The organism is Miniimonas arenae (genome assembly GCF_006351005.1).
Taxonomy (GTDB): domain Bacteria; phylum Actinomycetota; class Actinomycetes; order Actinomycetales; family Beutenbergiaceae; genus Miniimonas; species Miniimonas arenae.
On record NZ_VENP01000022.1, the window covers coordinates 1 to 26,283 of the forward strand.

Genomic DNA, 26,283 nt, shown 5'->3' on the forward strand with positions numbered 1-26,283 from the left:
TTCGAATCCGCTTCGACTGCTGCCTCGAAGGTCCCAGGCTGGATCCGGGGGCCCTGGGGATTCGCGATAGGACTGGCGACGCTCGTGGCCGCCTACGCCAGCATCGCCGTAGGGTTCGGCTGGCCCCCCTTCTGATCTTCCCTGGGCGACAAGTCCCCGTTTACCAACCCGGTTCTGCCGTCCACGGACTTCGGTGACATCCCGAATCGGCACCGCCGGCGCAACGCTCGAGCTCACCTTGCTGAAATTCTTGCGGACTCTGTGCAGACCGGGAGCACCTACACCGCCTCTGACCTGCGCAAACGCGCCGATTCACACGTTGAAGCGGAACTCTACGACGTCACCGTCGGCCATCACGTAGTCCTTGCCCTCGATGCGCGCCTTGCCCGCCGCCCGCGCCGCGGCGACCGACCCGGCTGCCACGAGGTCCTCGAAGCCGATCACCTCGGCCTTGATGAAACCCTTCTGGAAGTCGGTGTGGATGACGCCGGCAGCCTGCGGGGCGGTCCAGCCGCGTCGGATCGTCCACGCGCGCGCCTCCTTCGGCCCCGCGGTGAGGTACGTCTGCAGCCCGAGCGTGTGGAACCCGACGCGGGCCAGCTGGTCCAGGCCGGACTCCTCCTGCCCGGAGTCCGCCAGCATCTCGGCCGCGTCCTCGGGCTCGAGCTCGGAGAGCTCGGACTCGAACTTGGCGTCGAGGAAGATCACGTCAGCGGGTGCGAGCTGGGAGCGCACCTGCTCCTGGAACGTCGTGTCCGCCAGCCCGCCCTCGTCCGTGTTCACCGCGTAGATGAAGGGCTTGGCCGTCATGAGCCCGAAGTGCGCGAGCGCCTCCTCGTCGAAGTCCGCGCGGTGGGCGGCGACCGTCTCGCCGGTGAGCAGGAGGGCGAGCGCCTGCTGCGCCGTCGCGAGCACCGAGGCGTCCGTCTTCTTGCCGCGGACCTCCTTCTCCAGCCGCGGGATCGCCTTCTCCAGCGTCTGGACGTCGGCGAGCACGAGCTCGGTGATGATCGTCTCGACGTCGGCGAGCGCGTCGACCCGGCCGTCCACGTGCACCACATCGGGGTCGGCGAACGCGCGCGTGACCAGGCAGATCGCGTCCGCCTCACGGATGTTGGCGAGGAACTGGTTGCCCAGGCCCTCCCCCTCGCTCGCGCCCTTGACGATGCCCGCGATGTCCACGAACGACACCGTGGCCGGCACAATCCGCTCGGAGGAGAACACCTCGGCGAGCGTGGTCAGGCGCGGGTCCGGCAGCGGCACGACACCGACGTTCGGCTCGATCGTCGCGAACGGGTAGTTCGCGGCGAGCACCTGCGCACGGGTCAGGGCGTTGAAGAGGGTGGACTTGCCGACGTTGGGCAGGCCGACGATGCCGATAGTGAGTGCCACGGGCCGCGATTCTACGGGGATCCCGGCTGGACACCGCCCTCGGCACCCCCCGTCCGTGCCACCCGATCGGGGGGTCGGCGGCCCGTCGTCGTCCGCGATGTCGGTGGTCCGTGGTCGACTTCTCGCATGGATCTGCTGGGCCTTCTCATGCTGGTGGTCGGGGTCGCCGTGGGTGGCGTCGCCGGCTACTTCGTCGCCTCCGCACGCCTGGTCGCCGGCCGCGCGTCCGCCTCCGAGGAGCTCGCGTCGCTGCGGACGCGGCTCGCCGCCGCGGAGGACGCGGTCACGACGGCGGAGCGCGCCTCCGCGCAGCGCCTCGCCGACCAGCGCGCGGCCGCCGACGCCGAGCTCACCCGCACCCGCGAGGACGCCGCGGCACGCCTGGGCGACGCCGAGCGCCGGCACGCCCGGACGCTCGCCGAGGCCGAGGAGCGCGCGGCCGAGGAGCTGCGCCGGGCCGAGCAGCGCGCCGCCGAGACGGTCCGCACCCTCGAGGAGCGAGGGCGCCAGGAGGTCCTGACCCTGCGCGAGGACGCGGAGCGCCGCCTCGAAGAGGTGAAGGCAGACCAGAAGCGCCTGGCGGACGAGTTCGCGGCGCTGTCGAAGCAGGCGCTCGACGCCAACGCCAAGACGTTCCTCGAGCAGGCCGAGGAGCGGCTCAAGCGCACGGGAGTCGAGCAGGCGGCGGAGCTCGCCAAGCGCGAGGCCGCGGTGAAGAACCTGGTGGAGCCGCTGGAGAAGACTCTCGCGCAGGTCAAGGAGGAGATGACGTCGGCGGAGCGGTCCCGGCTCGCCGCGCACGCTTCCCTCGCCGAGCAGGTCAAGGGCATGCGCGAGACCTCCGACCAGCTGCGCACGGAGACGAGCGCGCTCGTCACCGCGCTGCGCGCGCCGCAGGTGCGCGGCCAGTGGGGCGAGATGCAGCTGCGCCGCACGGTCGAGGCCGCCGGCATGGTCGAGCACGTCTCCTTCGAGGAGCAGGTGCGGCTCGAGGACGGCAAGCTGCGTCCCGACCTCGTCGTCACGCTGCCCGACGGCAAGCAGGTGGTCGTGGACTCCAAGGTGGCGTTCAACGGCTATCTCGAGGCGATGGAGGCGCGGGACGACCGGACGCGGTCCGACCGCCTGGCCGCGCACGCCCGCCACATGCGCACGCACGTGGACCAGCTCTCCGGCAAGGAGTACTGGTCCCACCTCGACGCGACGCCCGAGTTCACCGTGATGTTCGTGCCCTCCGAGGTCTTCCTCGACGCCGCGCTCCAGCAGGACCCGACGCTGCTGGAGTACGCCTTCGGCAAGAACGTCGTGCCGGCCACCCCCGCCACCCTCGTGGCGCTGCTGCGCACCGTGGCCTACACGTGGCGGCAGGAACGGCTCGCCAAGGACGCCGCCGAGGTCTTCATGGTCGGCCGCGAGCTGCACAAGCGCCTCGCCACGTTCGGCAAGCACCTCGACACGCTCGCGAAGCGACTGAACTCCACCGTCGAGGCGTTCAACGCGATGAGCAGCTCGCTCGACCGCAACGTCGTCACGCAGGTCCGTCGGCTCAGCGCCACGCAGGGGCTCGAGGCGGCCTTCGAGGTGCCCGCTCCCCTGGAGGTGCTCGCTGTCCCGGCGCAGAAGGCCGACCTGCGAGAGATCCCGGCCGACCTGCTGCCCGCCGCGCCCGCGCAGCCGGCCGGGGGCGAGCTCGAGGCGCAGCCCGCCGAGCCCGCGCACACCACCCAGCACCCCGGGCCCACCGAGAGCGAGCCCACCCAGTCCACCGAGCCCACCCAGTCCACCGAGCCCTCCCAGCACGCTGAGCCGTCCGAGGACGAGCTCGCTGCCCAGCGCGCGGAGCGGGAGCGGGTCCTCGCCGCCACCGACCCGTTCGAGGGCGACGACCTGCTCGCGGAGCTCACCGAGCTCGCGAGCGCCGAGGCGCCCGAGCCCGGCTCTCGCGAGGACCGCGACCGCCGGCACGCCTGAGCCTGTGGACGACGCAGCCTCGCTCGTCGGGGGCATGCGGCAGGCTGGACCCGTGACCTCCTCCCCGGACCCGGCCGACACGGCGAGGGACGCCGGCCCGCAGCCGCTCCCGCAGAAGGCGCTCGACACCACCGCCGAGCGTCCGTGGCCGCTGCGCCTTCTGTCGGCCAAGATGGCCGAGTACATCGGACGGATGGCGCCGGTCTGGGTCGAGGGCCAGATCGTCGAGGCCAACCGGCGCTCCGGGATGAGCTTCTTCACGCTGCGGGACACCGATGCCGACATGTCGCTGCGGATGACGGCCTACTCCCAGGTGCTCGATCGGCTCTCGGCTCCCCTGACCACCGGCAGCCACGTCGTGGTGCACGCCCGACCCACCTTCTACGCCAAGCGTGGCGAACTCACGCTCCAGGCCAACGCCATCCGGCCGGTCGGCCTCGGAGAGCTCCTCGCTCGGCTGGACCAGCTGCGCCGGGTCCTCGCCGCCGAGGGCCTGTTCGACGTCGAGCGCAAGCGCCGGCTGCCCTTCCTGCCCTCGTGCATCGGCCTCATCTGCGGCCGGGAGGCCAAGGCGATGGACGACGTGCTCGTCAACGCGCGCGAGCGGTTCCCCGAAGTCCGGTTCGAGGTCCGCCAGGTCGCGGTGCAGGGCGTGAAGGCCGTCGCCGAGGTCTCCCGCGCGCTCGCCGAGCTCGACGCCGACCCGAGCGTCGAGGTCATCGTCATCACCCGCGGCGGCGGCAGCGTGGAGGACCTCCTGCCGTTCTCCAACGAGGCGCTCGTGCGCGCCGTGTCGAACGCAACCACGCCCGTCGTGTCGGCGATCGGCCACGAGACCGACGCGCCGTTGCTCGACCTCGTAGCGGACTACCGCGCCTCCACCCCCACGGACGCGGCCAAGCGGATCGTGCCCGACGTCGTGGCGGAGCGACACGGCCTCGCCGTCGCCCGTCAGCGGCTCACCGCCGCGGTCACCCGCCGCGTCGCCGGGGAGCAGGAACGCCTGGACGCCCTGCGCAGCCGCCCGGTGCTCGCCGATCCCGAGGTGCTGATCCGCACGCACGAGGAGCGGCTCGGCCACGACGTTCGAACCATGCGCCACCACCTCGACGCCCGCCTCGCCCGCGGCTCCGGCGAGGTGGCCCGGCTCGCCGCGCAGGTCCGTGCGCTCTCCCCCGCCCAGACCCTCGAACGCGGGTACGCCGTGCTGCGCACCCCCGGGGGCGCCGTCGTGCGCGACGAGGCGGAGGTCGAACCCGGGGCGAGCCTCGAGGCCGTCGTCGCCCACGGCCGACTCACACTGGTCCGCACCCCGGCGAACCCCGCCTGATCTGCTTGGATGGAGGACGTGAGCACCGTGTCCGGCACCACCGCACGTGAGAGCAGTCCCGACGTCGAGACCCTGAGCTACGAGCAGGCACGGGCCGAGCTCGTCGACGTCGTCCAGCGCCTCGAGCAGGGGGCGGCCACCCTCGAGGACTCCCTCGCCCTCTGGGAGCGCGGCGAGGCGCTGGCCGCCCGTTGCCAGCGTTGGCTGGACGGCGCCCGCGAGCGCCTGCGAGCCGCGACCGACCGCCCGGCGGACCGGCTGGCCGAGGGCGGCGCAGCGCAGCGCACCAGCACTGCGCCGTCGGTGAAGGAGGACTGATGCAGGCTCTCGTCATCGGCGAGGCGCTCGTCGACATCGTGCAGCGCCCCGGCGCCGAGCCCGAGGTCTACCCCGGCGGCTCCCCCGCCAACGTGGCCATCGGGCTCGCGCGGCTGGGCCGCGACGTCCAGCTGCTCACCTGGCTCGGCGAGGATAAGTACGGCGACCAGGTCCGCCACCACCTCGAGAGCAGCCGTGTGCGGATCGCCTCGGGCTCCCAGCGTGCCGAGCGCACGTCCACCGCAGCCGCCACGATCGCCGACGACGGCTCCGCCACCTACGACTTCGACCTCACCATCGACTACCCCGACCACCAGGTCGCGGACGACGTCGTGGTCGTCCACCTCGGCTCGATCGGCGCCGTGCTGCAGCCCGGGGCCGACAAGGCCGCCGCGCTCATCGGCTCCGCGCGCCACCGCGCGATCGTCACGTACGACCCGAACCTGCGCCCGAGCATCATGGGCAGCGCGGCGCAGGTGCGCGAGTGCGTGCTCGGTCTCGTCGCGGGCGCCGACGTCGTCAAGGTCTCCGACGAGGACCTTGCGTGGTTCGAGCCGGGCAAGGACCCTCGCGACGTCGCGCGGGCGTGGGCGGCCAGCGGGCCCGCGCTCGTCGTCGTGACGCTCGGGGCGGAGGGCTCCTTCGCCACCACCGCCCACGGCGTCGAGGCGGAGGTCCCGGCGCCGTCGGTGACCGTCGCCGACACCGTCGGTGCGGGCGACTCGTTCATGGGCGGCCTCATCGACGGCCTGTGGTCCACCGGCCTCGTCGGGGCGGACAAGCACGAGGCGATCGCCGCCGTCGGGCCGTCCGTGCTGCTCACCCTGCTCGGACAGGCCGCCGCGATCGCCGCGATCACGGTCTCCCGTCCCGGGGCCAACCCCCCGACCCGCCTCGAGCTTCTCAACGCCCCCGGAAGGGACGACGCGTGACGACTCCGGACGCACCGATTTCGCCCGACGGCGAGCAGCGCCCCACCACGCCCGCGCAGGCCTGGGCGGCGCTCACCGCCGGCAACGCACGCTTCGTGGCCGGCGAACCCGCCCACCCGTCCCAGGGGGTGGCGCATCGGGAGTCCCTGAGCTCCTCCCAGCACCCGTTCGCGGTGATCTTCGGCTGCTCCGACTCCCGGCTCGCGGCCGAGATCATCTTCGACCAGGGCCTGGGTGACGCCTTCGTGGTGCGCACCGCGGGGCACGTCATCGACACCACCGTGATCGGCTCGATCGAGTACGGCGTGGAGGTGCTCGGGACGCCGCTGGTGGTGGTGCTCGGGCACGACTCGTGCGGCGCGGTGCAGGCGGCGATCACGGCGCTGGAGACCGGCGAGATGCCCCCGGGCTTCGTCCGGGCCATCGTCGACCGCGTGATCCCGAGCATCATGACGCGCCGCTCGCTGGAGTCGGCGTTCGCGTTCGGCCCCTCGCACCGCCCGTCCGGCGAGGCGATCCTGCGCGAGCACGTCACGAACACCACGCGCACGCTCACGGCCTACTCCCAGGCGCTGGCGAACGCCGTCGCAGAAGGGCGGCTCGCCGTCGTTGGCGTGGAGTACGCGCTCGCCGAGGGTCGCGCACGGCTCGTCGCCGTCCAGGGCGACGTGGGAGCCGAGCCCGAGGTCTGAGGCTCAGCGCGGCCAGCGCCCGGTCCACTCCGACATGAGGCTCTCCTCGATCGTGCGAGCCTCGCGGCGCTGACGCCGCGCGAGGCGGAGCAGCGGTACGGGAACGGCCCACGGCAGCGCGCCGACCAGCAGGAGCCCGATGAAGTTCCCGGCGAGCTCAGGCCCGCTCAGGCGCTCGCCCATGACGTCGACGAGCACTGCCACCGCCGCGATGGTGAAGACGAGGCAGACGGCCGCGAGCAGCCAGCCCACCACCAACCAGACCGTCGACCACGAGCGCAGCCTCCGGATGCGATGCACCGCGGCCGCGCCCCGCGCGTCGAGGCTCGGGTCGAGGCCCGAGGGCGGGGCTCCGTACGGCGACTGGTAGGCCGCGCCGTCACCAGCCCCGTATCCGGCCCCGTAGCCGGAGCCGTACGGGGAGACCGGAGCGCCGCCGTCGGGCGCGTCGACCGGCGCGGGCCCGTACCCGCCCGCCGGGTACCCGGCGGAGCCCTGCGGCGCGGGCGGCGTTCCGTACACCGGGTGCACGGGCGCGGGCGGCGTCCCGTACCCGCCGGCCGCGGAGCCGCCGACGGACCGCCCGTACGGGTCGGGGTCGTCGACCGGGTCCGGCACTCCGTACGCAGCGGCGGACCCGAACGGGCTCGGCACCCCGGAGGCGCCGTACGTCCCGGGTCCGCCCGGTGACGGGTACCGGCCGGGGCCACTGGTGCGATCGGCCCCGCCGGCCGGCGGCCAGCCCTGCTCGTGCGACACGACATCCTCCCGGTTGTGGCGAACCCGACACGGTATCAGCCGTCGTTCGGCGTTCCGGGACCGGCGTCGCGCGGGCAGACTTCCCCCATGGCCACCCGCCCCTTCCCTCGCCCGCGGACCGCGATCGTCGTCGGGGCCGGCATCGTCGGCCTGTCCACGGCGCACCACCTGCGTCGGGCGGGCCTGGAGGTCCAGGTCGTCGAGGCCGAGCACGTCGCGGCGGGCGCGTCGTGGGGCAACGCGGGCTGGCTCACCCCGAGCCTCACGATCCCGCTCCCGGACCCCTCGATCCTCGCCGCCGGGGTCCGCGCCCTGGTCTCGCCGAACTCCCCCGTCTACGTGCCGGTGCGCGCGGACGCCAACCTCGTGCGCTTCCTCGCGGGCTTCCTGCGGCACTGCACGTGGGACGCGTGGCGTCGCTCGATGCGGGCGTTCGTGCCGCTCAACGCCCGCGCGTTCGCGGCCTACGACGCGCTCGCCGACGACGGCGTGGCGGCGCCCGCGATCTCCGACGCCCCCTTCGTCGCGGCGTACGCGGCCGAGAAGGACCGCGAGACGCTGCTGCACGAGCTCGGGATCATCAACGAGGCCGGACAGCACGCCGCGTACGACCTGCTCGACGGCGACCAGGTGCGCGCTCTCGTCCCCGCGGCCTCGTCCGCGGTCGTCGCTGGCGTGCAGCTGCACGACACGCGGTACATCGACCCGCCGCGCTACCTCGAGGCGCTCGCCGCGCTCGTGCGCCGGGAGGGCGTCACCCTCACCGAGGGCCGGCGCGTCACGTCGGTCGACGGCGGCGCGCCTGGCCGACCCGCCGGCGTCACGGTCGTCGACCACACCGGGGTGCCCCCACGGGGTCGCACTGCGCGGGGCGACCGCGGCGGGGAGCACCTCACCGCCGACGTCGTCGTGCTCGCCTCCGGGGCGCGGCTCGGCGAGCTCGCGCACACCGTCGGGGTGCGCCGAGTGGTTCAGGCCGGCCGCGGCTACTCGTTCACGGTCCCGGTCGAGCGCCTGCCCGAGGGTCCGTTCTACCTCCCCACGCAGCGCGTGGCCTGCACTCCACTCGGTGGCCGCCTGCGGGTCGCCGGGATGATGGAGTTCCGCCGGCCCGGCGAACCCCTGGACGCGCGCCGCATCCGCGCCATCGTCGCGGCCGCCGAACCGATGCTCACCGGCGCGGACTTCTCCGACCGGCGCGAGGAGTGGGTCGGCTCGCGCCCGTGCACCGTGGACGGCCTCCCGCTGATCGGGCCGAGCCGGTCCCCGCGCGTGCACGTGGCCGGCGGGCACGGCATGTGGGGCGTGACGCTCGGGCCGCTGACGGGCGAGCTCGTCGCCGAGGCGATCACGACCGGCGTGGTACCGGACGTGCTCCGGCCGCTGGACCCGCTGCGCTGAGCCACGTCGGCCGGGTCCTGGCGGCAGCCCCGCGCGGCTGGACCCGTTGCGCTGATCGCTGACGTCCCGGATCGCAGCCGGGACCTCGGCCTCTTGACAGCGTGGGTATGTTTTTCGGTTGGCCTCCCCCTGACCAAGGAGCACACCCCCATGCGCACGACGACCAGCCGACTGACCGCCGCCGCTGCCCTCGTCCTCGCGACCGCCGCGCTCACCGCGTGCGGCGGATCTGACGACACCCCCGTCGACACCCCTGCGACCTCCGAGGAGGCCGCCCCCGAGGAGACCGCCGAGAACGTCGACGCGGAGGCCAGCGAGGAGCCGAGTGAGGAGCCCACCGAGGCACCGACCGTCCTGTCCACCGCCTACGACGTCCAGGTCGCCGACCTCGGCGCCCCCGGCGACACCACCGCACCGGGCACCCCGCTCACGTTCGGCAAGCCCGCGTGGGTCAACCACACCGTCACGTACGACACCGAGACCACGGTCGGCGTCGGCCTCACCGTCCTCGAAGTCCGGGCGCTCGACCCGAGCATGTTCGACAGCTACTCCAACGCCGAGGAGTTCGCCGGCTACACGCCGTACGCGGTTGTGTTCCAGGCGCAGTTCCTCGCCGACGCCCCCGAGGGGTACGACCTCGAGGCCCCGGCGCTGTTCCCGATCAAGGAGGACGGCTCGAACGCCGAGTACCTCGTGAGCGGGATGTTCACCACCGCGTTCTCCTCCGCCAGCGACGAGTGCGGCCTCCAGCTCCCGCCCTACGACGAGACCACCCGCACGCTCGTGAGCTGCTTCGTCGGCCTCACCAAGGACCTGCCGATCGTCGGCGCCAAGTACGACGGCGAGGACTACGGCGCGTTCATCGCCACGGAGGGCAACCAGTACGTGAGCAACCCGATCGTCTGGCGCTGAGCCCGGAGGCTCGCCCTGCGTGGGCGAGCCACGCACGACGGCGAGCCCACCTCCTCGAGGTGGGCTCGCCGTCGCGCGTCCCGGCCGAGGCGAGCGACCGGGCTGGTCGACCGCTACAGGTCGATCCCCTCCAGAAGCTCGGTGACGAGCGCCGCGACGGGCGAGCGCTCGGACCGCGTGAGGGTGACGTGGGCGAACAGCGGGTGGCCCTTGAGCGCCTCGATGACGGCGGCGACGCCGTCGTGCCGGCCCACCCGCAGGTTGTCGCGCTGCGCGACGTCGTGGGTGAGCACCACGCGCGAGCTCTGCCCGATGCGCGAGAGCATCGTGAGGAGCACGTTGCGCTCGAGGGACTGCGCCTCGTCCACGATCACGAACGCGTCGTGCAGCGAGCGCCCGCGGATGTGGGTGAGCGGCAGGACCTCGAGCATCCCGCGGTCCATCACCTCCTCGACGACCTCGCTGGAGACCATCGCACCGAGCGTGTCGAAGACCGCCTGCGCCCAGGGGTTCATCTTGTCGGCCTCGCTGCCGGGTAGGTAGCCCAGGTCCTGGCCGCCGACCGCGTAGAGCGGCCGGAACACCATGACCTTGCGCTGCTCGCGGCGCTCGAGCACGGCCTCGAGGCCGGCGCAGAGGGCGAGCGCGGACTTCCCCGTTCCGGCTCGACCCCCCAGCGACACGATCCCGATGCTCGGGTCCAGGAGCAGGTCGATCGCGATGCGCTGCTCGGCACTGCGGCCGTGCACGCCGAAGACGTCCCGGTCGCCGCGGACCAGCTGCACCTGCTTGTCCGGCGTGATCCGGCCCAGCGCGCTGCCCCGCGTGGAGTGCAGCACGAGGCCGGTGTGCACCGGCAGGTCGCGCAGTGGGCTGGGGTCGCGCATCTCGGCGACGGCGAGGCGCTCGCCGCCCCACAGCGCCGCCAGCTCGGCCTCGTCGACGTCGGCCTGGACCATGCCGGACCAGCCGACCTCCACCGGCTGCATCGCGCGGTACTCCTGCGCCTGGATGCCGACCGAGGACGCCTTGACGCGCATCGGGAGGTCCTTGCTCACCACGACGACGCGGTGCCCCTCGGACGAGAGGTTCGCCGCGACCGACAGGATGCGCGTGTCGTTGTCGCCCAGGCGCATCCCCGAGGGCAGCACCGTGGGGTCGGAGTGGTTGAGCTCGACCCGCAGCGTCCCGCCGGCATCACCCACCGGGACGGGCCGGTCCAGCCGGCCGTGCGTGACGCGCAGGTCGTCCAGGGCGCGCAGCGCGCTCCGGGCGAAGTAGCCGAGCTCGGGGTGGTGACGCTTCCCCTCCAGCTCGGTGACCACGACGACGGGCAGGACCACGTCGTGCTCCGCGAAGCGGAACATCGCGCGCGGGTCCGAGAGGAGGACCGAGGTGTCGAGCACGTACGTGATGCGCGGCACCTCCTCCCCCGTCGTCGGGTCGATGGTGGTGCCTTCGCTCACGGGGGCTCCCTCCGGCGCGCGGACGCGCCTGGTGGATCAGTCCCGTCCGGCGCGAGGCCGGAGGGGACCTGGCGAGGTGGGGGCGGTCGGCCGCTGGGGCCGGCGGCCCCTGCCGTCGCAGCGGAGCTGCTTCAAGGTGGCCTCCCGGCGACCGGCGTAGGTACCGGTCACGTCTCGCACGCTAGGCACGCTACGGATCCGCGCTCGGCTCCGACACGCGCCTGCACGAGATGTCACGCAGTGTTCACATTCGTGCGCGGCGGTGGGGTGGGCGTGGGGCGGCGACGGCGCGGCGCGCCTCAGCGCCCGAGGCGGCGCTCGCGCGTCGTGTAGGACCGCACGGCGCGCAGGAAGTCCACCCGCCGGAAGTCCGGCCAGTAGGCCTCGCAGAAGTAGAACTCGGTGTGCACGCTCTGCCAGAGCAGGAAGCCGCCGATCCGCTGCTCGCCGGACGTGCGGATCACGAGGTCCGGATCGGGCTGCCCCTTGGTGTAGAGGTGCGCGGCGATCTCCTCCACCGTGAGGCTCTGCGCGACCTGCTCGACCGACTCCCCGCGCGCGCCGTGCTCGCTCAGGAGCGAGCGCACCGCGTCCGCGATCTCCTGCCGCCCGCCGTACCCGACGGCGACGTTGACCGTCATCCCCTCGACGTCCGCCGTGAGCGCCTCCGCCGCGCGCAGCCGCTCGGCCGTGCTCTCCGGGAGAAGCTCGAGCGCGCCGAGTGCGTGGATGCGCCAGCGTCGCGACGTCGCGAGGCCGGCGACCGCCTCCTCGATGATCGTCACCAGGTCGCTCAGCTCCTGCGGGTCGCGGCGCAGGTTGTCGGTCGAGAGCATCCAGAGCGTGACGACCCCGACCCCGATCTGGTCCGCCCAGCCGAGCACGTCGACGATCTTCTCGGCACCCGCCCGGTGGCCGTGCGCGGGCGGCGCGGCGACCTGCCGGGCCCAGCGGCGGTTGCCGTCCATCATGATGCCGATGTGGTGCGGGACCTCGGCCGTACGCAGCGCACGCTGCAGGCGCCGCTCGTACAGGCCGTACAGCGCCCGGTCCACGATGCTCTCGGCCACCCGACCCTCTCCTGTCGCCCTGTGCGGCTCGCCCGCGCCGTCCGTCCGCGCTCGTTCGTCGCACGTACTCGCGCGTCGTCCTGGCCGAGTCCTGCCTCGCCGTCCCGCGACAAACTACCCCGCTACTCGAGGCCGCGCCGCGCGGTCCGCGCCCGTGCCGCACGCGGTCGCTCCGCATGCTCACCATCTCGTCACGGGTCGACCACGTCAGGGGCGGACGGTCCCACCGTCACGAACCTACGGTGCGGTAACCTACGGTGACGTAACCACGCGCCGCCCGTGCGCCGTGGCCGCACCGAACGCATGACGGCGACAGGGCCGCGGGCGCCGACGGCGAACCGCCCTCGGCCGCGCGACGGCGACGAGCCAGGAGGTGGGATGACGCGCGTGAGCGACCCCCAGCACGAGCAGGACGAGCGGCGCCCGCAGCGACCGCAGCGCCCGACCGTCGAGTCCGCCGTCGAGCAGCTCGCGGCCGCGGTCAAGCCGCGCCTGCGCGGCTGGATCCACGCCGGGATGACGCCGTTCGCGATCGCCGTCGGCGTCACGCTCGTGGCGATCTCGCCCACGCCCGCGGCGCGCTGGAGCACGCTCGTCTTCGGGCTCGCGACGACGATCCTGTTCGGCGCGAGCGCCGTCTACCACCGCGGTACGTGGTCCCCGCGCACCCTGGCGATCCTGCGCCGGATCGACCACTCGAACATCTTCCTCGTCATCGCCGGCACCTACACGCCCCTCGTGGTGCTCCTGCTGCCGACGCCGACCGCGAGGACCCTCCTCCTCGTGGTCTGGGCGGGAGCGCTCGTCGGCATCGCCCTGCGCGTGTTCTGGCTCTCCGCCCCCCGCTGGCTCTACGTCCCGATCTACCTGGCGCTCGGCTGGGTCGCCGTGGCGTTCCTGCCGTCCTTCTACCGCTCGGGCGGCCCAGCCGTGATGTGGCTGGTCATCGGCGGTGGGCTCGCCTACACCCTCGGCGCGGTGGTGTACGCGCTCAAGCGCCCCAACCCGAGCCCGCGGTGGTTCGGCTTCCACGAGATCTTCCACGTCGGCACGCTGCTCGGGTACACGTGCCACGCGATCGCGATCTTCATCACGGTGCTCGCGCTGCGCTGAGCCGTCCCCGCACACCCGGGTCGCGCTGCTCCACACTGGCCGGGTGCGACGGGGTCGGGTCGTGACACGCGGTCGGGCCGTGACACGGTGTGACGCGAGAGCGACTCACCCTCACGCCGCAGCGACTCGCCTCGCGACACCGCCCGAACGCCTGACGTTGACCTGCAGCAACGCCCGGACGACCGACGCGGAGGCACGCCCAGTCGCTCTCCGGTCACGCCCAGTCGCTCTCCCGTCACGGCGGACCAGCGCCCGACGGCGACCGAAGCGCCGAGCGCTCGGGTCGCCTACGCTCGCCTCACCGAGCGACGGAGGCAGCAGTGGCGCAGAGCACCGCATCGAAGAAGGCCGCCAAGGCCAAGGGCAAGACCGGTAAGAACGGCAAGCCCGAGAAGGCGAAGAACGGCAAGGCCGGCATGTCGAAGACCGAGCCCGACAAGGCCGAGGAGGCCAAGCCCTCGAAGGGCAGGCGGCCCGGGCCCGACAAGCCTGCGCCGGACAAGAGCACGGCCGCCAAGGCCACCAAGGCCACCAAGCCCGAACCCACGGACGCGGTCGAGCCCGACGTGTACACCGCGGACCCGGTCGAGGTCACCCGGGAGGGCGCGAAGGACTGGTCCGAGCCGGTCGGCCCGCTCCTGCGCCCGGGCGACGGGTTCGACCTCGCGACGTTCGACGCCGGCGCCACCCCGGGCTGGGACGGCTCGGAGAAGGACGCCGAGCGGCGGATGGCAGCGCTCGGCGAGGAGCTGTCCGAGCTCCAGGAGCGGCTGTACGCCGAGGGCCGCTCCGGCGGGTCTCGATCGGTCCTGCTGGTGCTGCAGGGCCTGGACACCTCGGGCAAGGGCGGTATCGCGCGCCACGTGCTCGGCATGGTCGATCCTCAGGGCGTCGCACTGCGCTCGTTCGGCGTGCCGACCCTCCAGGAGCGTGAGCACCACTTCCTCTGGCGCATCCGCAACGCGCTTCCGCCCACCGGGCGCATCGGCCTCTTCGACCGCTCGCACTACGAGGACGTCCTCGTGGCGGTGGTCGACGAGCTCGCACCGCCGGAGGAGCTCGACGCCCGCTACGGCGAGATCAACGACTTCGAGGCCGAGCTCGCGGGCAGCGGCACCACGATCGTGAAGGTCGCGCTCGTGATCTCGCCGCAGGAGCAGTACGACCGCCTGCACGAGCGGCTCGAGCGCCCCGACAAGCACTGGAAGTTCTCGGTCGGCGACCTCGCGACGCGCGCCAAGTGGCCGCAGTACACGCAGGCATACCAGCGCGTGTTCGACCGGACCTCCACCGAGGGTGCGCCCTGGCACGTCGTGCCCGCCGACAACAAGTGGTTCAGCCGCCTCGTCGTCACCGAGCTGCTCACGCAGGCGCTGCGCGACCTCAACCTTGGCTGGCCCGTCGCCGACTTCGACGTCGACGCCGCCCGCGCCGCGCTCGAGGAGACGAAGGACCAGGGCACGACGGCGAGCTGACCTCCCGGCGTCGGCGCCACCCGGCGCGGCGCGGGTGAGTCGTGCGCGCCGGTCCGTCGCCCGGGTGACGGCCGATCCCGTGGGGTCAGTCGCCGCGCGGGTCAATCGTCCCCCGCGGTCAGTCGGTCGCGCGCTCGGCGGGCACCACGCGGTAGCGCCGGTGTGCCAGCACGGGGACCCGCTCGCGCACGGCCCGCAGCTGCGCGAGGTCGACGTCCGCCGTGAGCACGTGCGTGTCGGACGGGGCGCCGTCGTCCTCGCCGACCGCGGAGACAAGCACCGCCCCGGTCGGGTCCACCACGGCGCTGGCGCCGACGCGCCCGGGCCCGCCCTGGCTCGCGAGCGCCAGGTAGGCCGTCGTCTCGATGGCCCGGGCCCGCGTCAGCACGGAGAGCTGCTCGACCTTGCCGGGCCCGCTCGCCCACGCGGCGCCCACGGCCACGACGTCGGGCGGCCGTGGCGGCTCGGTCGCCGCGTCCGCTTCCCCGGCCCGTGCCGGTGTGGCGGCACCGTCCGCGAGGTCGAGCAGGGCGCGGACGGACTCGGGGAACCGCAGGTCGTAGCACGTCACCACGCCGAGCCGGAGCGACGCGTCGCCGCACGGCACGTCGAGCACGAGCGGGCGGGCCGGGTCGCCGGCGTCGAGCAGGTCCGACTCACGCGCCCCGAACGCGTCGTAGCGGTGCACCTTGGCGTAGCGCCCGAGCTCGGCGCCGTCCGGACCCACGACGACGGTGACGTTGAGCGCACGGCCCTCCTGCGCCGTCGGGAGCACGACCCCCGCGACCACGGTGACGCCGCACGCCGTGGCGACCTCGCGCAGGGCGGCGAGGAACGGGCCGTCGTCCGGCTCGGCGAGGGCGGGCACGAGCCGCGCCTCCCAGCCCGACGCGTACTCGGGCAGCACGACGAGCCGGGCGCCCTCCGCGGCCGCCTCCCGCACGGCGCGTACCGCCTCGGCTCGCGCGGCCGCCCGACCCGCCGGCTCGGCGCCGTGGTCGGCCGACAGCTGCACGACGGCGAGGCGCACCCTCACGGCTCCTCCCGCCGCTCCTTCGTGCTCGCGGGCGCGTCGGCCACGGGCGCATCGGCCACGGGCGCATCGGCCACGGGCGCATCGGCGACGGGCGCGTCGGCCGCGTCGGCGACGCGGACCACGTCACCCGAGCCGTCCGCGCCGGTGACGATCCCAGCGCCGGCACCCGAGCCGGCCTGCGCCGGGCCACCCTCGGACCGCCCGCCCGACGCGGCGCGCTCCGCGAGGAGCTGCTCGTCGGCGAGGCGCTGCTCGGCGTTCTGCGCGCGGCGCAGGTGCTTGATGAAGGAGCGGATGAGCACGAGCAGCGCGAGCGCCAGCGCGAACGTCACGACGAACCCGAGCAGGCCGGGGGTGACCTCGTCCGGGTCGGGCGCGGTGTCCGCGAGCACGAGGCCGACGGCGAGCACGCCTGCCCCGGCCATCAGCGCAGCCCCGCGAACAGGTCGGTCTCGAGCTCGCCGTCGTCGGCCGCGGCGCGGGCGGACGCATCCGCCGCGCCGTCCGCGCCCGAGCCGAGGGTGCTCGCGACGAGCTCGAACTCGTCCCAGGGCCACACGCGCGCCTCGAGGTCGCGCGGGACGGCGAAGAAGAAGCCGTCCGGGTCGATCTGCGTGGCGTGCGCAAGGAGCGCGGCGTCGCGGGCGGGGAAGTACTCGGCCACATCGATGCGCGTGGTCGGGGTGCGCCCGCCCTCGCCGTCCCACTCCGCGAGCCACGACCCGAACGGCGACTCCGCGCCGCCCGCGACCAGCGCCTCGTGCACCGCGACCATCCGCTGGCGGCGGAATGCCGCGTGGTAGTAGACCTTTGCGACCTGCCAGGGCTCGCCGAGCTCGGGGTGCTGCGTGGGGTCGGCGGCCGCCTCGAGGGCGGCCATCGAGACGACGTGGGTCATGATGTGGTCCGGGTGCGGGTAGCCGCCGCTCTCGTCGTAGGTGAGCAGCACCTGCGGGCGGAAGTCGCGGATGCGAGCCACGAGTGCCGGCACCGTCTCGGTCAGCGGCGCGAGGGCGAAGCAGCCGTCCGGCAGCGGGGGCAGCGGGTCGCCCTCGGGCAGTCCGGAGTCCACGAAGCCGAGCCACTCCTGCCGCACGCCGAGCGCCTGCGCGGCGGCGGCCATCTCGCGCCGGCGCAGGCCCGGCAGGTCGGACAGGACCTCGGGGTCGTGCGCGAGGCGGGGGTTGAGCACGTCGCCCCGCTCACCTCCGGTGCACGTGACGACCAGGACGTCCACGCCCTCCGCGGCGTACTTCGCCATGGTCGCGGCGCCCTTGCTGGACTCGTCGTCGGGATGCGCGTGCACGGCCATGAGGCGCAGCTCGCTCACGTAGCCTCCAGGGTGGTTCACGGGCCTGGACTCCTCCCGCGGAAGTTGGACGTTCCCATCCTCGCACCCCACACTGGACGGGTGAGCCAGCCCTCCCCCGACCTGCTCGTACGCCGGTACGGGCAGTCGCGCCGGGGCGCGGGCGGCGGCGCCGGGCGCTCGAACCGGCTCGCGGTGATCGGCAGCGTCGTCGTCGCGCTCCTCGTCACCGCCGTGGTGGTGTGGCTCCTCGTCCGGCAGACCGCGCCGGTCGCCACGGCGACGGTCGGCACCTCCCGCATCGTCTCGGACTCGGTCGTCGAGGTGGACCTCACCGTGGTCCGCTCGGATCCGAGCATCGCCGTCCGCTGCTCGGTCGAGGCCCTCGACGGCACACTCGCGCAGGTCGGCGCGCGCGACGTCGAGATCCCCGCGGGCACGGACGGCCACGTGACCGTCCCCGTCGAGATCACCACGTTCACCCGCGCGGAGCAGGGCCGGGCGATCGAGAACAGCTGCGTCGCCGCCGACTCCTGACTCCGCGGAACACCCGCGCGCCCGGATTCGACGGCGGTACGCGCCACGATCGCGCGGCATCGGCGGTATCATGGCCGTTTCGCCGCTCATGCGGCACTCGACGCCACGTCCCGGCGGGACGTGGCGTCGGCACGTAGGGTGCGAGGCGCCGTCGCCGGACTGCCCTCCCCCATCGCACGCGAAGGAGACAGACGTGGCCGCTACCACCTGGCTGACCCAGGACGCCTACGACCGGCTGAAGGCCGAGCTCGAGCACCTCAAGGGTCCGGGCCGCGCCGAGATCACGGCCCGCATCGAGCAGGCCCGGTCCGAGGGCGACCTCAAGGAGAACGGCGGCTACCACGCCGCCCGCGAGGAGCAGGGCAAGGCCGAGGGCCGCATCCGCCAGCTCGAGGAGATCCTCCGGACCGCGGAGGTCGGCGAGGCTCCCCCGGACGACGGCGTGGTGGAGGCCGGCATGGTCGTCACCGCGGAGGTCGGCGGCGACGAGATGCGCTTCCTGTTCGGCTCGCGCGAGGTCTCCGGCGACACCGACCTCGACGTCTTCTCGCCGTCGTCCGCGCTCGGTGCGGCGATCGACGGCAAGAAGGTCGGCGAGACGACGTCGTACACGACGCCGAAGGGCGTGGAGATCTCCGTCAAGATCATCGACGCCAAGCCGTTCACCGGCTGAGCGACTACCTCGCCGGCTGACCACGGTCCCGCCGTCGCTCGGCGACGCGCATCCGAAGGGCCCACCGCCTGCAGGCGGTGGGCCCTTCGCGCTGCGTGCGTCGGGCGCGGCGTTCGACGCCCGACGGCGAGCCTCACCGCTCGAGGGTCGGGTACCCCTCCCGGCGCATCGCCGCCACGATCGCGGCCGAGTGGTCCCACCCCTTGGTCGCGATCTCGAGGTCGACCGTGGTGTCCTCGATCGAGATGCCGACGCCGGTCCGCACGTGCGAGACCGTGACCACGTCGCCCCGGCAGCCACCGACCACGCCGAGCAGGCCGGCCAGAGCGCCGGGGCGGTCCGGGATCGTCGCCCGCAGGTGCAGGTAGCGGCCCGCGGCCGCCATGCCGTACCGGAACAGCTTGCGCAGCAGCACGGGGTCGACGTTGCCGCCCGACAGCACGACGACGACGGGCCGCTCGCGGTCCACGAGGTCTGCGGCCGCCGCGTTCCCGCCCGCCCGGTAGGCGGGCACAAGCGCCGCGATCCCGGCCGCGCCGGCGGGCTCCACCACCTGCTTGGCCCGCTCGGCGAGCGAGAGCACGGCGCGGGAGAGCTCGTCCTCCGAGACCGTCACCACCGGCACCCCGCGACCGGCCACGACGGCGAACGGCACGTCTCCCGGCAGGCCCACCGCGATGCCGTCGGCCATGGTCCGCTGCGGCGGCACGCTGACGGGGCGGCCGGCGGCCAGCGACGCCGGGTAGGCCGCGGCGCGCGCGGCCTGGACCCCGATGACCCGCACGTCGGCGGGCACCGCAGCGGCGATCCCGGCCAGCAGCCCACCGCCGCCCGTGGGCACGACGATCGTGCCGACGTCGGGCACCTGCTCGAGGATCTCCAGTCCGACCGTGCCCTGACCGGCCACCACGGCGGGGTGATCGAAGGGGTGCACGAACGTGCGGCCCTCCTCCAGCGCCACGAGCCGCGCCCGCGCCACCGCGTCCTCGACCGTGTCGCCGTCCAGGACGACGCGCGCTCCGTAGGACTGCGTGGCCTCGACCTTCGGCAGCGCCGCGTCGGCGGGCATGTGCACCTCGGCGTCCACGCCCAGTCGCCGTGCCGCCCAGGCCACGCCTTGCGCGTGGTTGCCCGCGCTGGCGGCGACGACGCCGCGGCGCCGCTCGCCGTCGGACAGCTGCGCCATCCGGTTCATCGCCCCGCGGACCTTGAACGAGCCGGTGCGCTGCAGGTGCTCGCACTTGAGCCGCACGTCCGCGCCGAACAGGGCGGAGTAGGCCTCCGAGGTCTCGATCGGCGTGCGGTGCAGTGCGTCCCCCAGCACGGCCCGGGCCGCAAGCACGTCCTCGAGCGAGACCGTGGGCGGGGCTGCCTGCGAGGCGGCGGCCGGGGTGCCGGCACCGTGTCCGGCGTGCTCATCGACGGCGTGGCCGGTCCCGTGGTCGACCGTGTGGTCGCCCGCGTGGTCAACCGGTTCCAGGGCGCGGTCGGGGGCGAGGTCGAAGGGCTGCTCACTCACCCCGTCAGCCTGCCACGGGGAACACTCCGGTGCCCGGCACGGTTGACCCTCTGAGGAGAGGAGAGCGCCATGTTCTTTGCGAAGGCCCCCGTCATGGTCACCGTCGACGAGGCACTGCCCGGCCGGGAGACGCCCGCGTTCGACACCGAGGGGACCCACCGGGTGCTCGGCACCCCCATCCACGGCCCCTGGCCGGAGGGCACGCAGGTGCTGTACGTCGCGATGGGGTGCTTCTGGGGCGAGGAGAAGCACTTCTGGCAGATCCCCGGGGTGGTGACGACCGCCGTCGGGTACATGGGCGGCTTCACGCCGAACCCGACCTACGAGGAGACGTGCACGGGCCGCACCGGTCACACCGAGACGGTGCTGATCGCCTACGACCCCGCGCGCGTCTCGCTCGACACGCTGCTGGAGACGTTCTGGACCCAGCACGACCCCACCCAGGTGTACCGCCAGGGCAACGACCGCGGCACGCAGTACCGGTCCGCGATCTTCTGGACCACGCCCGAGCAGGCCGAGAAGATCGCCGCGACGCGGGAGGTCTACCAGGAGCGCCTCACGGCGGCCGGGTACGGCGCGATCACGACCGACGCGCGGCCCGCGGACGAGGCCGGCCCGTTCTGGTACGCCGAGCCGTACCACCAGCAGTACCTCGTGTGGAACCCGACGGGCTACTGCCCGCTGCACGCGACGGGCGTCACCTTCTAGAAGCGCTGCTCGGGCGTGCCACGCTGCGGCGCGGCCCGGGCGGGCGTGCGTCCGGCGCGCGCGGCCGCGGGAGCCGGACACCCGAGCGTACGCTCGGGTCCCCCCGCCGCTTTGACTGGTCGCCGTGTCACATTGACTGGCTGGATCACCCGGCACCCGCACGGGCACTTCGGTCATCCCGCTGACCTGCGGCGACGCCAGGGGCCAGAGCCGCTCGAGGATCTGGCCAGTCAGTGCGACCGGGCCACCAGTCAAACCGACCGGGCCGCCGGGCAGGCGGCGGTGGCCCGCTCCACGCGCCGGTCACCCGAGCCGACGACGGCGAGGGGGCGCCTCCCGCAGGAGGCGCCCCCTCGCCGTCGTGCCCGTGGCACCCGACGTGCGCGTCGCCCACCCGGCGAGGACCGCCGTCAGAAGGTCGGCGGCGTGTGCCAGATGCGGTCGATGTAGTCGCGCATCGACCGGTCGGAGGAGAAGTACCCGGACCGGGCGACGTTGAGGATCGCCGAGCGGGTCCACGCCTCCTGGTCGGCGTAGGCGGCGTCGACCTTCTCCTGCGCCTCGAGGTAGGAGGCGTAGTCGGCCAGCACCATGAAGCGGTCCTCGTACAGCAGGTTCGCCACCACCGGCTCGAACGTCGTCTTGTCGCCGCCGGAGAACGCGCCGGAGGAGATGAGGTCGATCGCGCGGCGCAGGTTCGGGTCCGCCTCGTAGAACGAGCTCGGCACGTACCCCTTCGCCGCGAGCGCCTCCACCTCGGGCTCGAGCATCCCGAACAGGAAGAAGTGCTCGTCGCCGACCAGCTGGCGGATCTCGACGTTCGCGCCGTCGTCCGTCCCGATCGTGAGGGCGCCGTTGAGCGCGAACTTCATGTTGCCCGTACCCGAGGCCTCCTTGCCGGCGAGCGAGATCTGCTCGGACAGGTCGGCGGCCGGGATGAGCTTCTCGGCGAGCGTGACGTTGTAGTTCGGCGGGAACAGGACGTTGATCCGGTCCTGCACCTTCGGGTCCGCGTTCACCACGGTGCCGACGGCGTTGATGAGGTGGATGATCTCCTTCGCCATCTTGTAGCCCGGCGCCGCCTTGGCGCCGAACACGAAGGTCCGGGGTGTGACGTCGGCGGGGTCCAGCTCGCCGGTGGAGATCCGGTCGTAGAGCGTGACGATGTGCAGCACCTTGAGGAGCTGGCGCTTGTACTCGTGCAGGCGCTTGACCATCACGTCGAGCATGTGGTCGTCCCCGACCGAGAGGCCGTCGCGCTGCTGCAGCACGCCGTTGAGGCGACGCTTGTTGTGCGCCTTGACCTCACGGAAGCGCAGGCGGAAGTCCTCGTCCTCGGCGAACGGCTCGAGCTCGCGCAGCCGCTCGAGGTCGGTGATCCAGCCGACCCCGACCGCGTCCGTGATGAGCTCCGACAGCGCCGGGTTCGCCAGGCGCACGAACCGCCGCGGCGTGATGCCGTTGGTGACGTTCGTGAACTTGCCCGGGTAGAACTCGTCGAAGTCCGGGAGCACCTTGTCCCGCAGCAGCTGGGAGTGCAGCTCGGCGACGCCGTTGACCTTCGCGCCGGCGACGGTGGCCAGGTAGGCCATCCGGACCGCCCGCTCGGGGTGCTCGGCGATGATCGACATCCGCCGGATCCGCAGCTCGTCGTCGCCGAACCGCTCGCGCACGGCCTCGAGGAACTCGTCGTTGATCCGGTAGATGATCTCCAGGTGCCGCGGCAGCAGCTTGCCGAGCAGCGCGACCGGCCAGACCTCGAGCGCCTCCGGCAGCAGGGTGTGGCAGGTGTACGCGAAGCACTTCTGGGTGATGGCCCAGGCGTCGTCCCAGTCCATCTTGCGCTCGTCGACGAGCACGCGCATGAGCTCCGGCACCGCGATCACCGGGTGGGTGTCGTTGAGCTGGAAGATGATCCGCTCCGGCAGCCTGGCGAGGTCGAAACCCTCGGGCAGCACGTCGTCGAGGAAGTTCGCGATCGACGCGGCGACGAAGAAGTACTGCTGCTGCAGCCGCAGCTCCTTGCCCTGCGGCGTGGAGTCCTCGGGGTAGAGCACCTTGGAGATGTTCTCCGCGAAGGTCTGCGCGCGCACGGCCTCCTCGTAGTCACCCGAGTTGAAGATGCGCAGGTCGAACGCGTCGGTCGCCACCGCGCGCCACAGCCGGAGCGTGTTGACGCGGCCGTTCTGGTAGCCCGGGACCATGTAGTTGTAGGGCACGGCCTGCACGTTCCACGCCGGGATCCAGCGCGAGCGCTCGACGCCCTCGTCGTCGTAGGTCTCGGTGCGACCGCCGAAGTGGACCGTCTGCGCCGCCTCCGGGTGCGGGAACTCCCACGGCGCGCCGAGCGCGAGCCAGGAGTCGGGCTGCTCGACCTGGCGCCCGTCGACGAAGGTCTGCCGGAAGATGCCGTACTCGTACCGGATGCCGTACCCGATGCAGGGCACGCTCATCGTCGCGAGCGAGTCGATGAAGCACGCGGCGAGCCGGCCGAGGCCGCCGTTGCCCAGCCCGGGCTCCACCTCCTGGGCCCGCAGGTCCGCGAGGTCGATGCCGCACTGCGCGAGGCCCTGCTTCACGATGTCCGTCAGGCCGGTCGCGAGCAGCGCGTTGTTGAGCTGTCGCCCGAGCAGGTACTCCGCGGACAGGTACGCCACGCCCTTGGACTGAGTGTCGGCCTGGCGCCGCAGCGTCTCGAGCCAGCGCGCCATGAGGTAGTGCCGCACCGTACGTGCCAGCGCGAGGTACTGGTCGTTGACCTCGGACCCCGTCAGCGCCACACCCTGTCCGAAGTTCAGCTCGCGCAGGAACTCGCGCACGAACCCGTCGACCGAGCTCGCCGGCGAGCCCACCGGGGACAGCGCCAGCGGGTGGGTCGCCTTCGGGCGGTGGGCCGCGGGCGCGGTCGTGGCAGCCTGCGCTGCGGGGGACGACGGCGAGCCCTGGGTCTCGTTCGTCGGTGCGGTGTTCGGCACGAAGTCTCCTGCGGTGATCTCGGACACGCGCCAACGCTAACGGGTACGTGGCCTCGCGGGACACGGTTGGTGGCGCTCGACGTCGGCGGCGGCCGGACCGGATCGGGGCGTCGTGCCCCGCAGGAGCCCCGAAACGGCTGCAATTTACCGCAAGCGCCGTTGCAGACGTGTGATGCATTTCACAGTTGCCCGGCCGTCGGATGCGGCCCTACGTCGTGCTCAGGCTGCGATCCGACCGTGGCCGCACGTGATCGCGTCCCGCCTCCGGACGTGGACCGCTCGCCGGCGGCGGCACCGCACGTCCCGTGCGACAGACTGACCCGATGACGACCCCGGCGCCCCGCGCGACGCTCGCCAGCCCGACGTCCGGCTGGGGCGTCGCCGCGATGGCGCTGGTCAGCGCGAGCGCGGTCGTGCTCTACGTCGCCCGCTCGCCGTGGGGCTACGCGGTGCTGGCGGCCGGCCTGCTCCTGGCGTACGCCGTGGACCGGGTGCTGCTGCGCTCGCTGGCGTGCGTCGCCGTCGGGCTCCTGCTGCTCTCGGCGACGGACCTCGCGGCGGACCTGAGCGATGCGGGGATGGTGCGCTTCGCCGTCGTGCTCTCGTTGGCGGTGCTGCTGCCGACGCTCGCGTCGCGGCGCCTCGTGGCGCGCGACGCCGTGGTGTTCCCGCTGCGCACCGGGCGGCGCTGGTCGCGCGGCGCGTGGGCGTACCTCCTCGTCGTGGTGACCGCGGGCTACCTCGTCCTGCCGTGGTACTTCCTGTCCTCGGGCGCCTACCGGAACTGGCCGGCGATCGAGACCGGCAACGAGATCGGCCGGCTGTTCGTCGGCGTCAACGCCGTGGGGATCTGGGACGAGCTGTTCTTCGTCTGCATCGTGTTCGCGCTCTACCGCCGGCACGTGCCGCTCTGGCTGGCCAACCTGCTGCAGGCGGTGGTGTTCGTGTCGTTCCTGTGGGAGCTCGGCTACCGCTCGTGGGGTCCGCTGCTCACGATCCCGTTCGCGCTGATCCAGGGCTGGACGTTCGCGCTCACGAAGTCGCTCACCTACGTGGTGACGGTGCACCTGCTCTTCGACGCCGTGGTGTTCATGGTGCTCGTGCACGCCCACAACCCCGAGCTGTTCGACATCTTCCTCACCGCGTTCTGGTGAGCGCGCGCCCGACCGGCGACGCGAGCGCGGCGCTCAGAAGCGCTCAGAACCGGGACGAGCTGCCCGACCCGCTGAAGCTGCCGCCGCTGCTGTAGCCCGCCGTCGAGCCACCGGCGCCCGACGCGCTCACGCGCGAGGACTCCACGGCGTGCGTCCCGGAGACCACGCCGCTGCGGAAGGCCCCGACCGCGAACCAGGTCCACGTGGGATCACCGGTCGCGAGGATGGTCGTCTCGGCCGGGCGGCGTGCGCGGGCCTTGCGCAGCTCGTCCGTGACGAGCTCCTCCTCGGACTCCTTCTCCCCCACCACCCGCGCCACGGCGGCGGCGAGCGTGTCGAGCGCGGTGGACAGCGCGTCGCGCGCGGCACGGAGCCGGTCCAGGCCGTCGTCAGGGGTCAGCACGCCTGTCTCGAGGCCGCCGCGCAGCTCGCTCAGCTCCCCGTCCAGGCGCCCGGCGAGCTCGCGCAGCGCCGCCACCTCGGGCAGGTCGCGCGCCTCGTCGGGCAGGGTGTCGCTCAGCAGGTCCGGCACCTGGTCCAGATCGCGCCGCAGCGGCTCGACCTCGTGCGCCCACACGCTCTCCCAGGTCGCGCCGCGGGTGAGGAACGTCGCCGTCGCCGCGATGACGTCGTCGAGGGCGTCCAGGCGCTCGGCCTCGGCGCGGAACCGGGTGAGGGTGGCGAGCGCGGCGGGTGAGTCGTAGTCGCGCTCCGGGATCGCCTGCGCCTCGCCTGCCAGGGGCGTGAGGGTGCGGAACGCCTGGGTGTACTCGTCGAGCCGCTCGAGCATCGCGCCGCCGTAGCGCGAGGACTCGGGGATCACGCGCGCGTGCACCTGCGTGACGTCCAGGTCCCGCACCACGTTCGCGTACGCCGTGTCGCCCGCTGCACGCGCCTGCGCGCTGCGGCGGGACCGGCGCATCCCGGTGCCCACGTAGGCGGCCGAGCCGCCGAGGGTGAGCAGCCACGCGAGCGCCGGAAGCATGCCACCGGCCCAGCGCACGCCGGGCTCGTTCATCCGCGCGGCGGCCGCGTCGATCCCGTCGATCGCCCCGTCGGTCCACTGCCCGGCGCGGAAGTCGTCCTTGGTCGCCTCCTGGATCTGGTCCTGTGCCTCCTGGGCCACAGCGCGGTTCTCCCCGAAGTACGTGCCCACGAGGCGACCCTCGGGATCGACGGCGAGGATGAACAGATCGTCGGCCCACGTCTGGCCGTCGGCCGAGAGCCAGTCCGGGCGCTGCTCCTGCGCGTAGGCGAGGACCGCGTTGTTGAGCGCGTAGTCGTCCGTGAGCGCCGCGGTGCCGCCCGCGTTCGTGAAGACCGCGACGGTCGTCGGCTCGTAGAACCGCACGTCGTCCACGCCGTCGAGCAGGTCGGGCGCGTAGAGGATCCCCGCGGTGTCCTCGATCTGCACCTCGGTCGCCGCGAGGCCGGGCGCCTGGGCGAGGTAGGTCGCCGTCGCGGTCCCGGCGATGCCAAGGGTGGCGACGGCGCTGACGAGAACGCGTCGGCGGACGGACATGGGGCTCCTCGCGGGTCGG

General features: G+C 73.3%; 23 protein-coding genes. 13 read left to right on the top strand and 10 right to left on the bottom strand.

Annotated elements, in window-relative coordinates; all coding sequences use genetic code 11:
- Positions 1 to 312: 312 nt before the first annotated feature.
- Positions 313 to 1,392, bottom strand: a complete 1,080-nt coding sequence (gene ychF / locus FH969_RS07330) for a redox-regulated ATPase YchF (RefSeq protein WP_139986669.1) — start codon at positions 1,390 to 1,392, stop codon at positions 313 to 315.
- A 126-nt stretch (positions 1,393 to 1,518) separates the two neighbouring features.
- Between ychF and FH969_RS07335 the strand changes: the two genes are divergently transcribed.
- Genes FH969_RS07335 through FH969_RS07355 form a run of 5 tightly spaced genes read left to right on the top strand, consistent with a single transcriptional unit; the run spans position 1,519 to position 6,635 of the window.
- Positions 1,519 to 3,363 carry a DNA recombination protein RmuC gene (locus tag FH969_RS07335; protein ID WP_139986670.1) on the top strand — a complete coding sequence of 615 codons (1,845 nt, stop codon included), beginning with the start codon at positions 1,519 to 1,521 and terminating at the stop codon, positions 3,361 to 3,363.
- A 52-nt stretch (positions 3,364 to 3,415) separates the two neighbouring features.
- On the top strand, positions 3,416 to 4,693 hold the full coding sequence (gene xseA / locus FH969_RS07340; protein WP_246071757.1) for an exodeoxyribonuclease VII large subunit: 1,278 nt from the start codon (positions 3,416 to 3,418) through the stop codon (positions 4,691 to 4,693).
- A gap of 9 nt (positions 4,694 to 4,702) precedes the next feature.
- Positions 4,703 to 5,011 carry an exodeoxyribonuclease VII small subunit gene (locus tag FH969_RS07345; RefSeq protein ID WP_108718016.1) on the top strand — a complete coding sequence of 103 codons (309 nt, stop codon included), beginning with the start codon at positions 4,703 to 4,705 and terminating at the stop codon, positions 5,009 to 5,011.
- Positions 5,011 to 5,943, top strand: a complete 933-nt coding sequence (locus tag FH969_RS07350) for a carbohydrate kinase family protein (RefSeq protein WP_139986671.1) — start codon at positions 5,011 to 5,013, stop codon at positions 5,941 to 5,943. Before FH969_RS07345 ends, FH969_RS07350 begins: the two co-directional genes overlap by 1 nt.
- Positions 5,940 to 6,635: a carbonic anhydrase gene (locus tag FH969_RS07355; protein ID WP_281285348.1), complete on the top strand. Its 696-nt coding sequence runs from the start codon at positions 5,940 to 5,942 to the stop codon at positions 6,633 to 6,635. The genes FH969_RS07350 and FH969_RS07355 overlap by 4 nt, the downstream gene beginning before the upstream one ends.
- 3 nt (positions 6,636 to 6,638) lie before the next feature.
- On the opposite strand, the gene FH969_RS07360 is transcribed toward FH969_RS07355, so the two are convergent.
- The gene (locus FH969_RS07360; protein WP_139986672.1) at positions 6,639 to 7,394 is read right to left on the bottom strand and encodes a hypothetical protein; all 756 of its coding nucleotides are present in this window, start codon (positions 7,392 to 7,394) and stop codon (positions 6,639 to 6,641) included.
- Positions 7,395 to 7,481: 87 nt separating this feature from the next.
- On the opposite strand from FH969_RS07360, the gene FH969_RS07365 reads away from it, so the two are divergent.
- Positions 7,482 to 8,795, top strand: coding sequence for an NAD(P)/FAD-dependent oxidoreductase (locus FH969_RS07365; RefSeq protein ID WP_139986673.1), 1,314 nt, complete (start codon positions 7,482 to 7,484; stop codon positions 8,793 to 8,795).
- A 150-nt stretch (positions 8,796 to 8,945) separates the two neighbouring features.
- The gene (locus tag FH969_RS07370) at positions 8,946 to 9,707 is read left to right on the top strand and encodes a hypothetical protein (protein WP_139986674.1); all 762 of its coding nucleotides are present in this window, start codon (positions 8,946 to 8,948) and stop codon (positions 9,705 to 9,707) included.
- A 113-nt stretch (positions 9,708 to 9,820) separates the two neighbouring features.
- On the opposite strand, the gene phoH2 is transcribed toward FH969_RS07370, so the two are convergent.
- Both phoH2 and FH969_RS07380 read right to left on the bottom strand, forming a co-directional pair.
- Entirely contained in the window at positions 9,821 to 11,074 is a 1,254-nt protein-coding gene (phoH2, locus tag FH969_RS07375) for an RNA 5'-3' helicase PhoH2 (RefSeq protein ID WP_234417913.1), read from the bottom strand.
- Positions 11,075 to 11,472: 398 nt separating this feature from the next.
- Entirely contained in the window at positions 11,473 to 12,243 is a 771-nt protein-coding gene (locus FH969_RS07380) for an isoprenyl transferase (protein ID WP_139986676.1), read from the bottom strand.
- A gap of 378 nt (positions 12,244 to 12,621) precedes the next feature.
- On the opposite strand from FH969_RS07380, the gene trhA reads away from it, so the two are divergent.
- Together trhA and FH969_RS07390 are read left to right on the top strand one after the other, a co-directional pair.
- The gene (trhA, locus tag FH969_RS07385) at positions 12,622 to 13,356 is read left to right on the top strand and encodes a PAQR family membrane homeostasis protein TrhA (protein WP_139986678.1); all 735 of its coding nucleotides are present in this window, start codon (positions 12,622 to 12,624) and stop codon (positions 13,354 to 13,356) included.
- A gap of 320 nt (positions 13,357 to 13,676) precedes the next feature.
- Positions 13,677 to 14,831: a PPK2 family polyphosphate kinase gene (locus FH969_RS07390; protein ID WP_342777001.1), complete on the top strand. Its 1,155-nt coding sequence runs from the start codon at positions 13,677 to 13,679 to the stop codon at positions 14,829 to 14,831.
- A gap of 118 nt (positions 14,832 to 14,949) precedes the next feature.
- On the opposite strand, the gene FH969_RS07395 is transcribed toward FH969_RS07390, so the two are convergent.
- From FH969_RS07395 to mca, 3 genes are read right to left on the bottom strand one after another with little or no spacing between them, the layout of a single operon-like run.
- The gene (locus FH969_RS07395) at positions 14,950 to 15,867 is read right to left on the bottom strand and encodes a nitrilase-related carbon-nitrogen hydrolase (protein ID WP_139986680.1); all 918 of its coding nucleotides are present in this window, start codon (positions 15,865 to 15,867) and stop codon (positions 14,950 to 14,952) included.
- A complete protein-coding gene (locus FH969_RS07400; protein ID WP_139986682.1) occupies positions 15,864 to 16,292 on the bottom strand; it encodes a hypothetical protein in 429 nt (142 codons plus the stop codon). Before FH969_RS07400 ends, FH969_RS07395 begins: the two co-directional genes overlap by 4 nt.
- On the bottom strand, positions 16,292 to 17,179 hold the full coding sequence (gene mca / locus FH969_RS07405) for a mycothiol conjugate amidase Mca (protein WP_139986717.1): 888 nt from the start codon (positions 17,177 to 17,179) through the stop codon (positions 16,292 to 16,294). The genes FH969_RS07400 and mca overlap by 1 nt, the downstream gene beginning before the upstream one ends.
- Positions 17,180 to 17,278: 99 nt before the next feature.
- Here mca and FH969_RS07410 point away from each other — a divergent pair, with 99 nt between their 5' ends.
- Positions 17,279 to 17,713, top strand: a complete 435-nt coding sequence (locus FH969_RS07410) for a DUF4307 domain-containing protein (RefSeq protein ID WP_159096380.1) — start codon at positions 17,279 to 17,281, stop codon at positions 17,711 to 17,713.
- 193 nt (positions 17,714 to 17,906) lie between these two features.
- Positions 17,907 to 18,386 (top strand): transcription elongation factor GreA, encoded by a 480-nt coding sequence (gene greA / locus FH969_RS07415; RefSeq protein ID WP_246071758.1) that lies wholly within the window; start codon positions 17,907 to 17,909, stop codon positions 18,384 to 18,386.
- 133 nt (positions 18,387 to 18,519) lie between these two features.
- On the opposite strand, the gene ilvA is transcribed toward greA, so the two are convergent.
- A complete protein-coding gene (gene ilvA / locus FH969_RS07420) occupies positions 18,520 to 19,905 on the bottom strand; it encodes a threonine ammonia-lyase (RefSeq protein ID WP_246071759.1) in 1,386 nt (461 codons plus the stop codon).
- Between the two features lie 69 nt (positions 19,906 to 19,974).
- Between ilvA and msrA the strand changes: the two genes are divergently transcribed.
- Positions 19,975 to 20,613: a peptide-methionine (S)-S-oxide reductase MsrA gene (gene msrA / locus FH969_RS07425; RefSeq protein WP_139986685.1), complete on the top strand. Its 639-nt coding sequence runs from the start codon at positions 19,975 to 19,977 to the stop codon at positions 20,611 to 20,613.
- Between the two features lie 410 nt (positions 20,614 to 21,023).
- Here the strand turns inward: msrA and FH969_RS07430 are convergent, their stop codons facing one another.
- Positions 21,024 to 23,465 (bottom strand): glycogen/starch/alpha-glucan phosphorylase, encoded by a 2,442-nt coding sequence (locus tag FH969_RS07430; RefSeq protein ID WP_139986723.1) that lies wholly within the window; start codon positions 23,463 to 23,465, stop codon positions 21,024 to 21,026.
- 446 nt (positions 23,466 to 23,911) lie between these two features.
- Here FH969_RS07430 and FH969_RS07435 point away from each other — a divergent pair, with 446 nt between their 5' ends.
- Entirely contained in the window at positions 23,912 to 24,742 is an 831-nt protein-coding gene (locus FH969_RS07435) for a CPBP family intramembrane glutamic endopeptidase (RefSeq protein ID WP_246071760.1), read from the top strand.
- Between the two features lie 43 nt (positions 24,743 to 24,785).
- Here the strand turns inward: FH969_RS07435 and FH969_RS07440 are convergent, their stop codons facing one another.
- The gene (locus FH969_RS07440; protein ID WP_139986686.1) at positions 24,786 to 26,264 is read right to left on the bottom strand and encodes a DUF5129 domain-containing protein; all 1,479 of its coding nucleotides are present in this window, start codon (positions 26,262 to 26,264) and stop codon (positions 24,786 to 24,788) included.
- Positions 26,265 to 26,283: the final 19 nt, after the last annotated feature.

What these genes read in the sequence shown, in the direction of transcription:
- FH969_RS07435 (WP_246071760.1), top strand. Translation starts at nt 23,912, where the DNA reads ATGACGACCCCGGCGCCCCGCGCGACGCTCGCCAGCCCGACGTCCGGC.
- trhA (WP_139986678.1), top strand. Translation starts at nt 12,622, where the DNA reads ATGACGCGCGTGAGCGACCCCCAGCACGAGCAGGACGAGCGGCGCCCG.
- mca (WP_139986717.1), bottom strand. Translation starts at nt 17,179, where the DNA reads ATGGCCGTGCACGCGCATCCCGACGACGAGTCCAGCAAGGGCGCCGCG.
- msrA (WP_139986685.1), top strand. Translation starts at nt 19,975, where the DNA reads ATGTTCTTTGCGAAGGCCCCCGTCATGGTCACCGTCGACGAGGCACTG.
- FH969_RS07440 (WP_139986686.1), bottom strand. Translation starts at nt 26,264, where the DNA reads ATGTCCGTCCGCCGACGCGTTCTCGTCAGCGCCGTCGCCACCCTTGGC.
- phoH2 (WP_234417913.1), bottom strand. Translation starts at nt 11,074, where the DNA reads ATGTTCCGCTTCGCGGAGCACGACGTGGTCCTGCCCGTCGTCGTGGTC.
- FH969_RS07400 (WP_139986682.1), bottom strand. Translation starts at nt 16,292, where the DNA reads ATGGCCGGGGCAGGCGTGCTCGCCGTCGGCCTCGTGCTCGCGGACACC.
- FH969_RS07350 (WP_139986671.1), top strand. Translation starts at nt 5,011, where the DNA reads ATGCAGGCTCTCGTCATCGGCGAGGCGCTCGTCGACATCGTGCAGCGC.
- FH969_RS07365 (WP_139986673.1), top strand. Translation starts at nt 7,482, where the DNA reads ATGGCCACCCGCCCCTTCCCTCGCCCGCGGACCGCGATCGTCGTCGGG.
- FH969_RS07345 (WP_108718016.1), top strand. Translation starts at nt 4,703, where the DNA reads ATGGAGGACGTGAGCACCGTGTCCGGCACCACCGCACGTGAGAGCAGT.
- FH969_RS07335 (WP_139986670.1), top strand. Translation starts at nt 1,519, where the DNA reads ATGGATCTGCTGGGCCTTCTCATGCTGGTGGTCGGGGTCGCCGTGGGT.
- FH969_RS07370 (WP_139986674.1), top strand. Translation starts at nt 8,946, where the DNA reads ATGCGCACGACGACCAGCCGACTGACCGCCGCCGCTGCCCTCGTCCTC.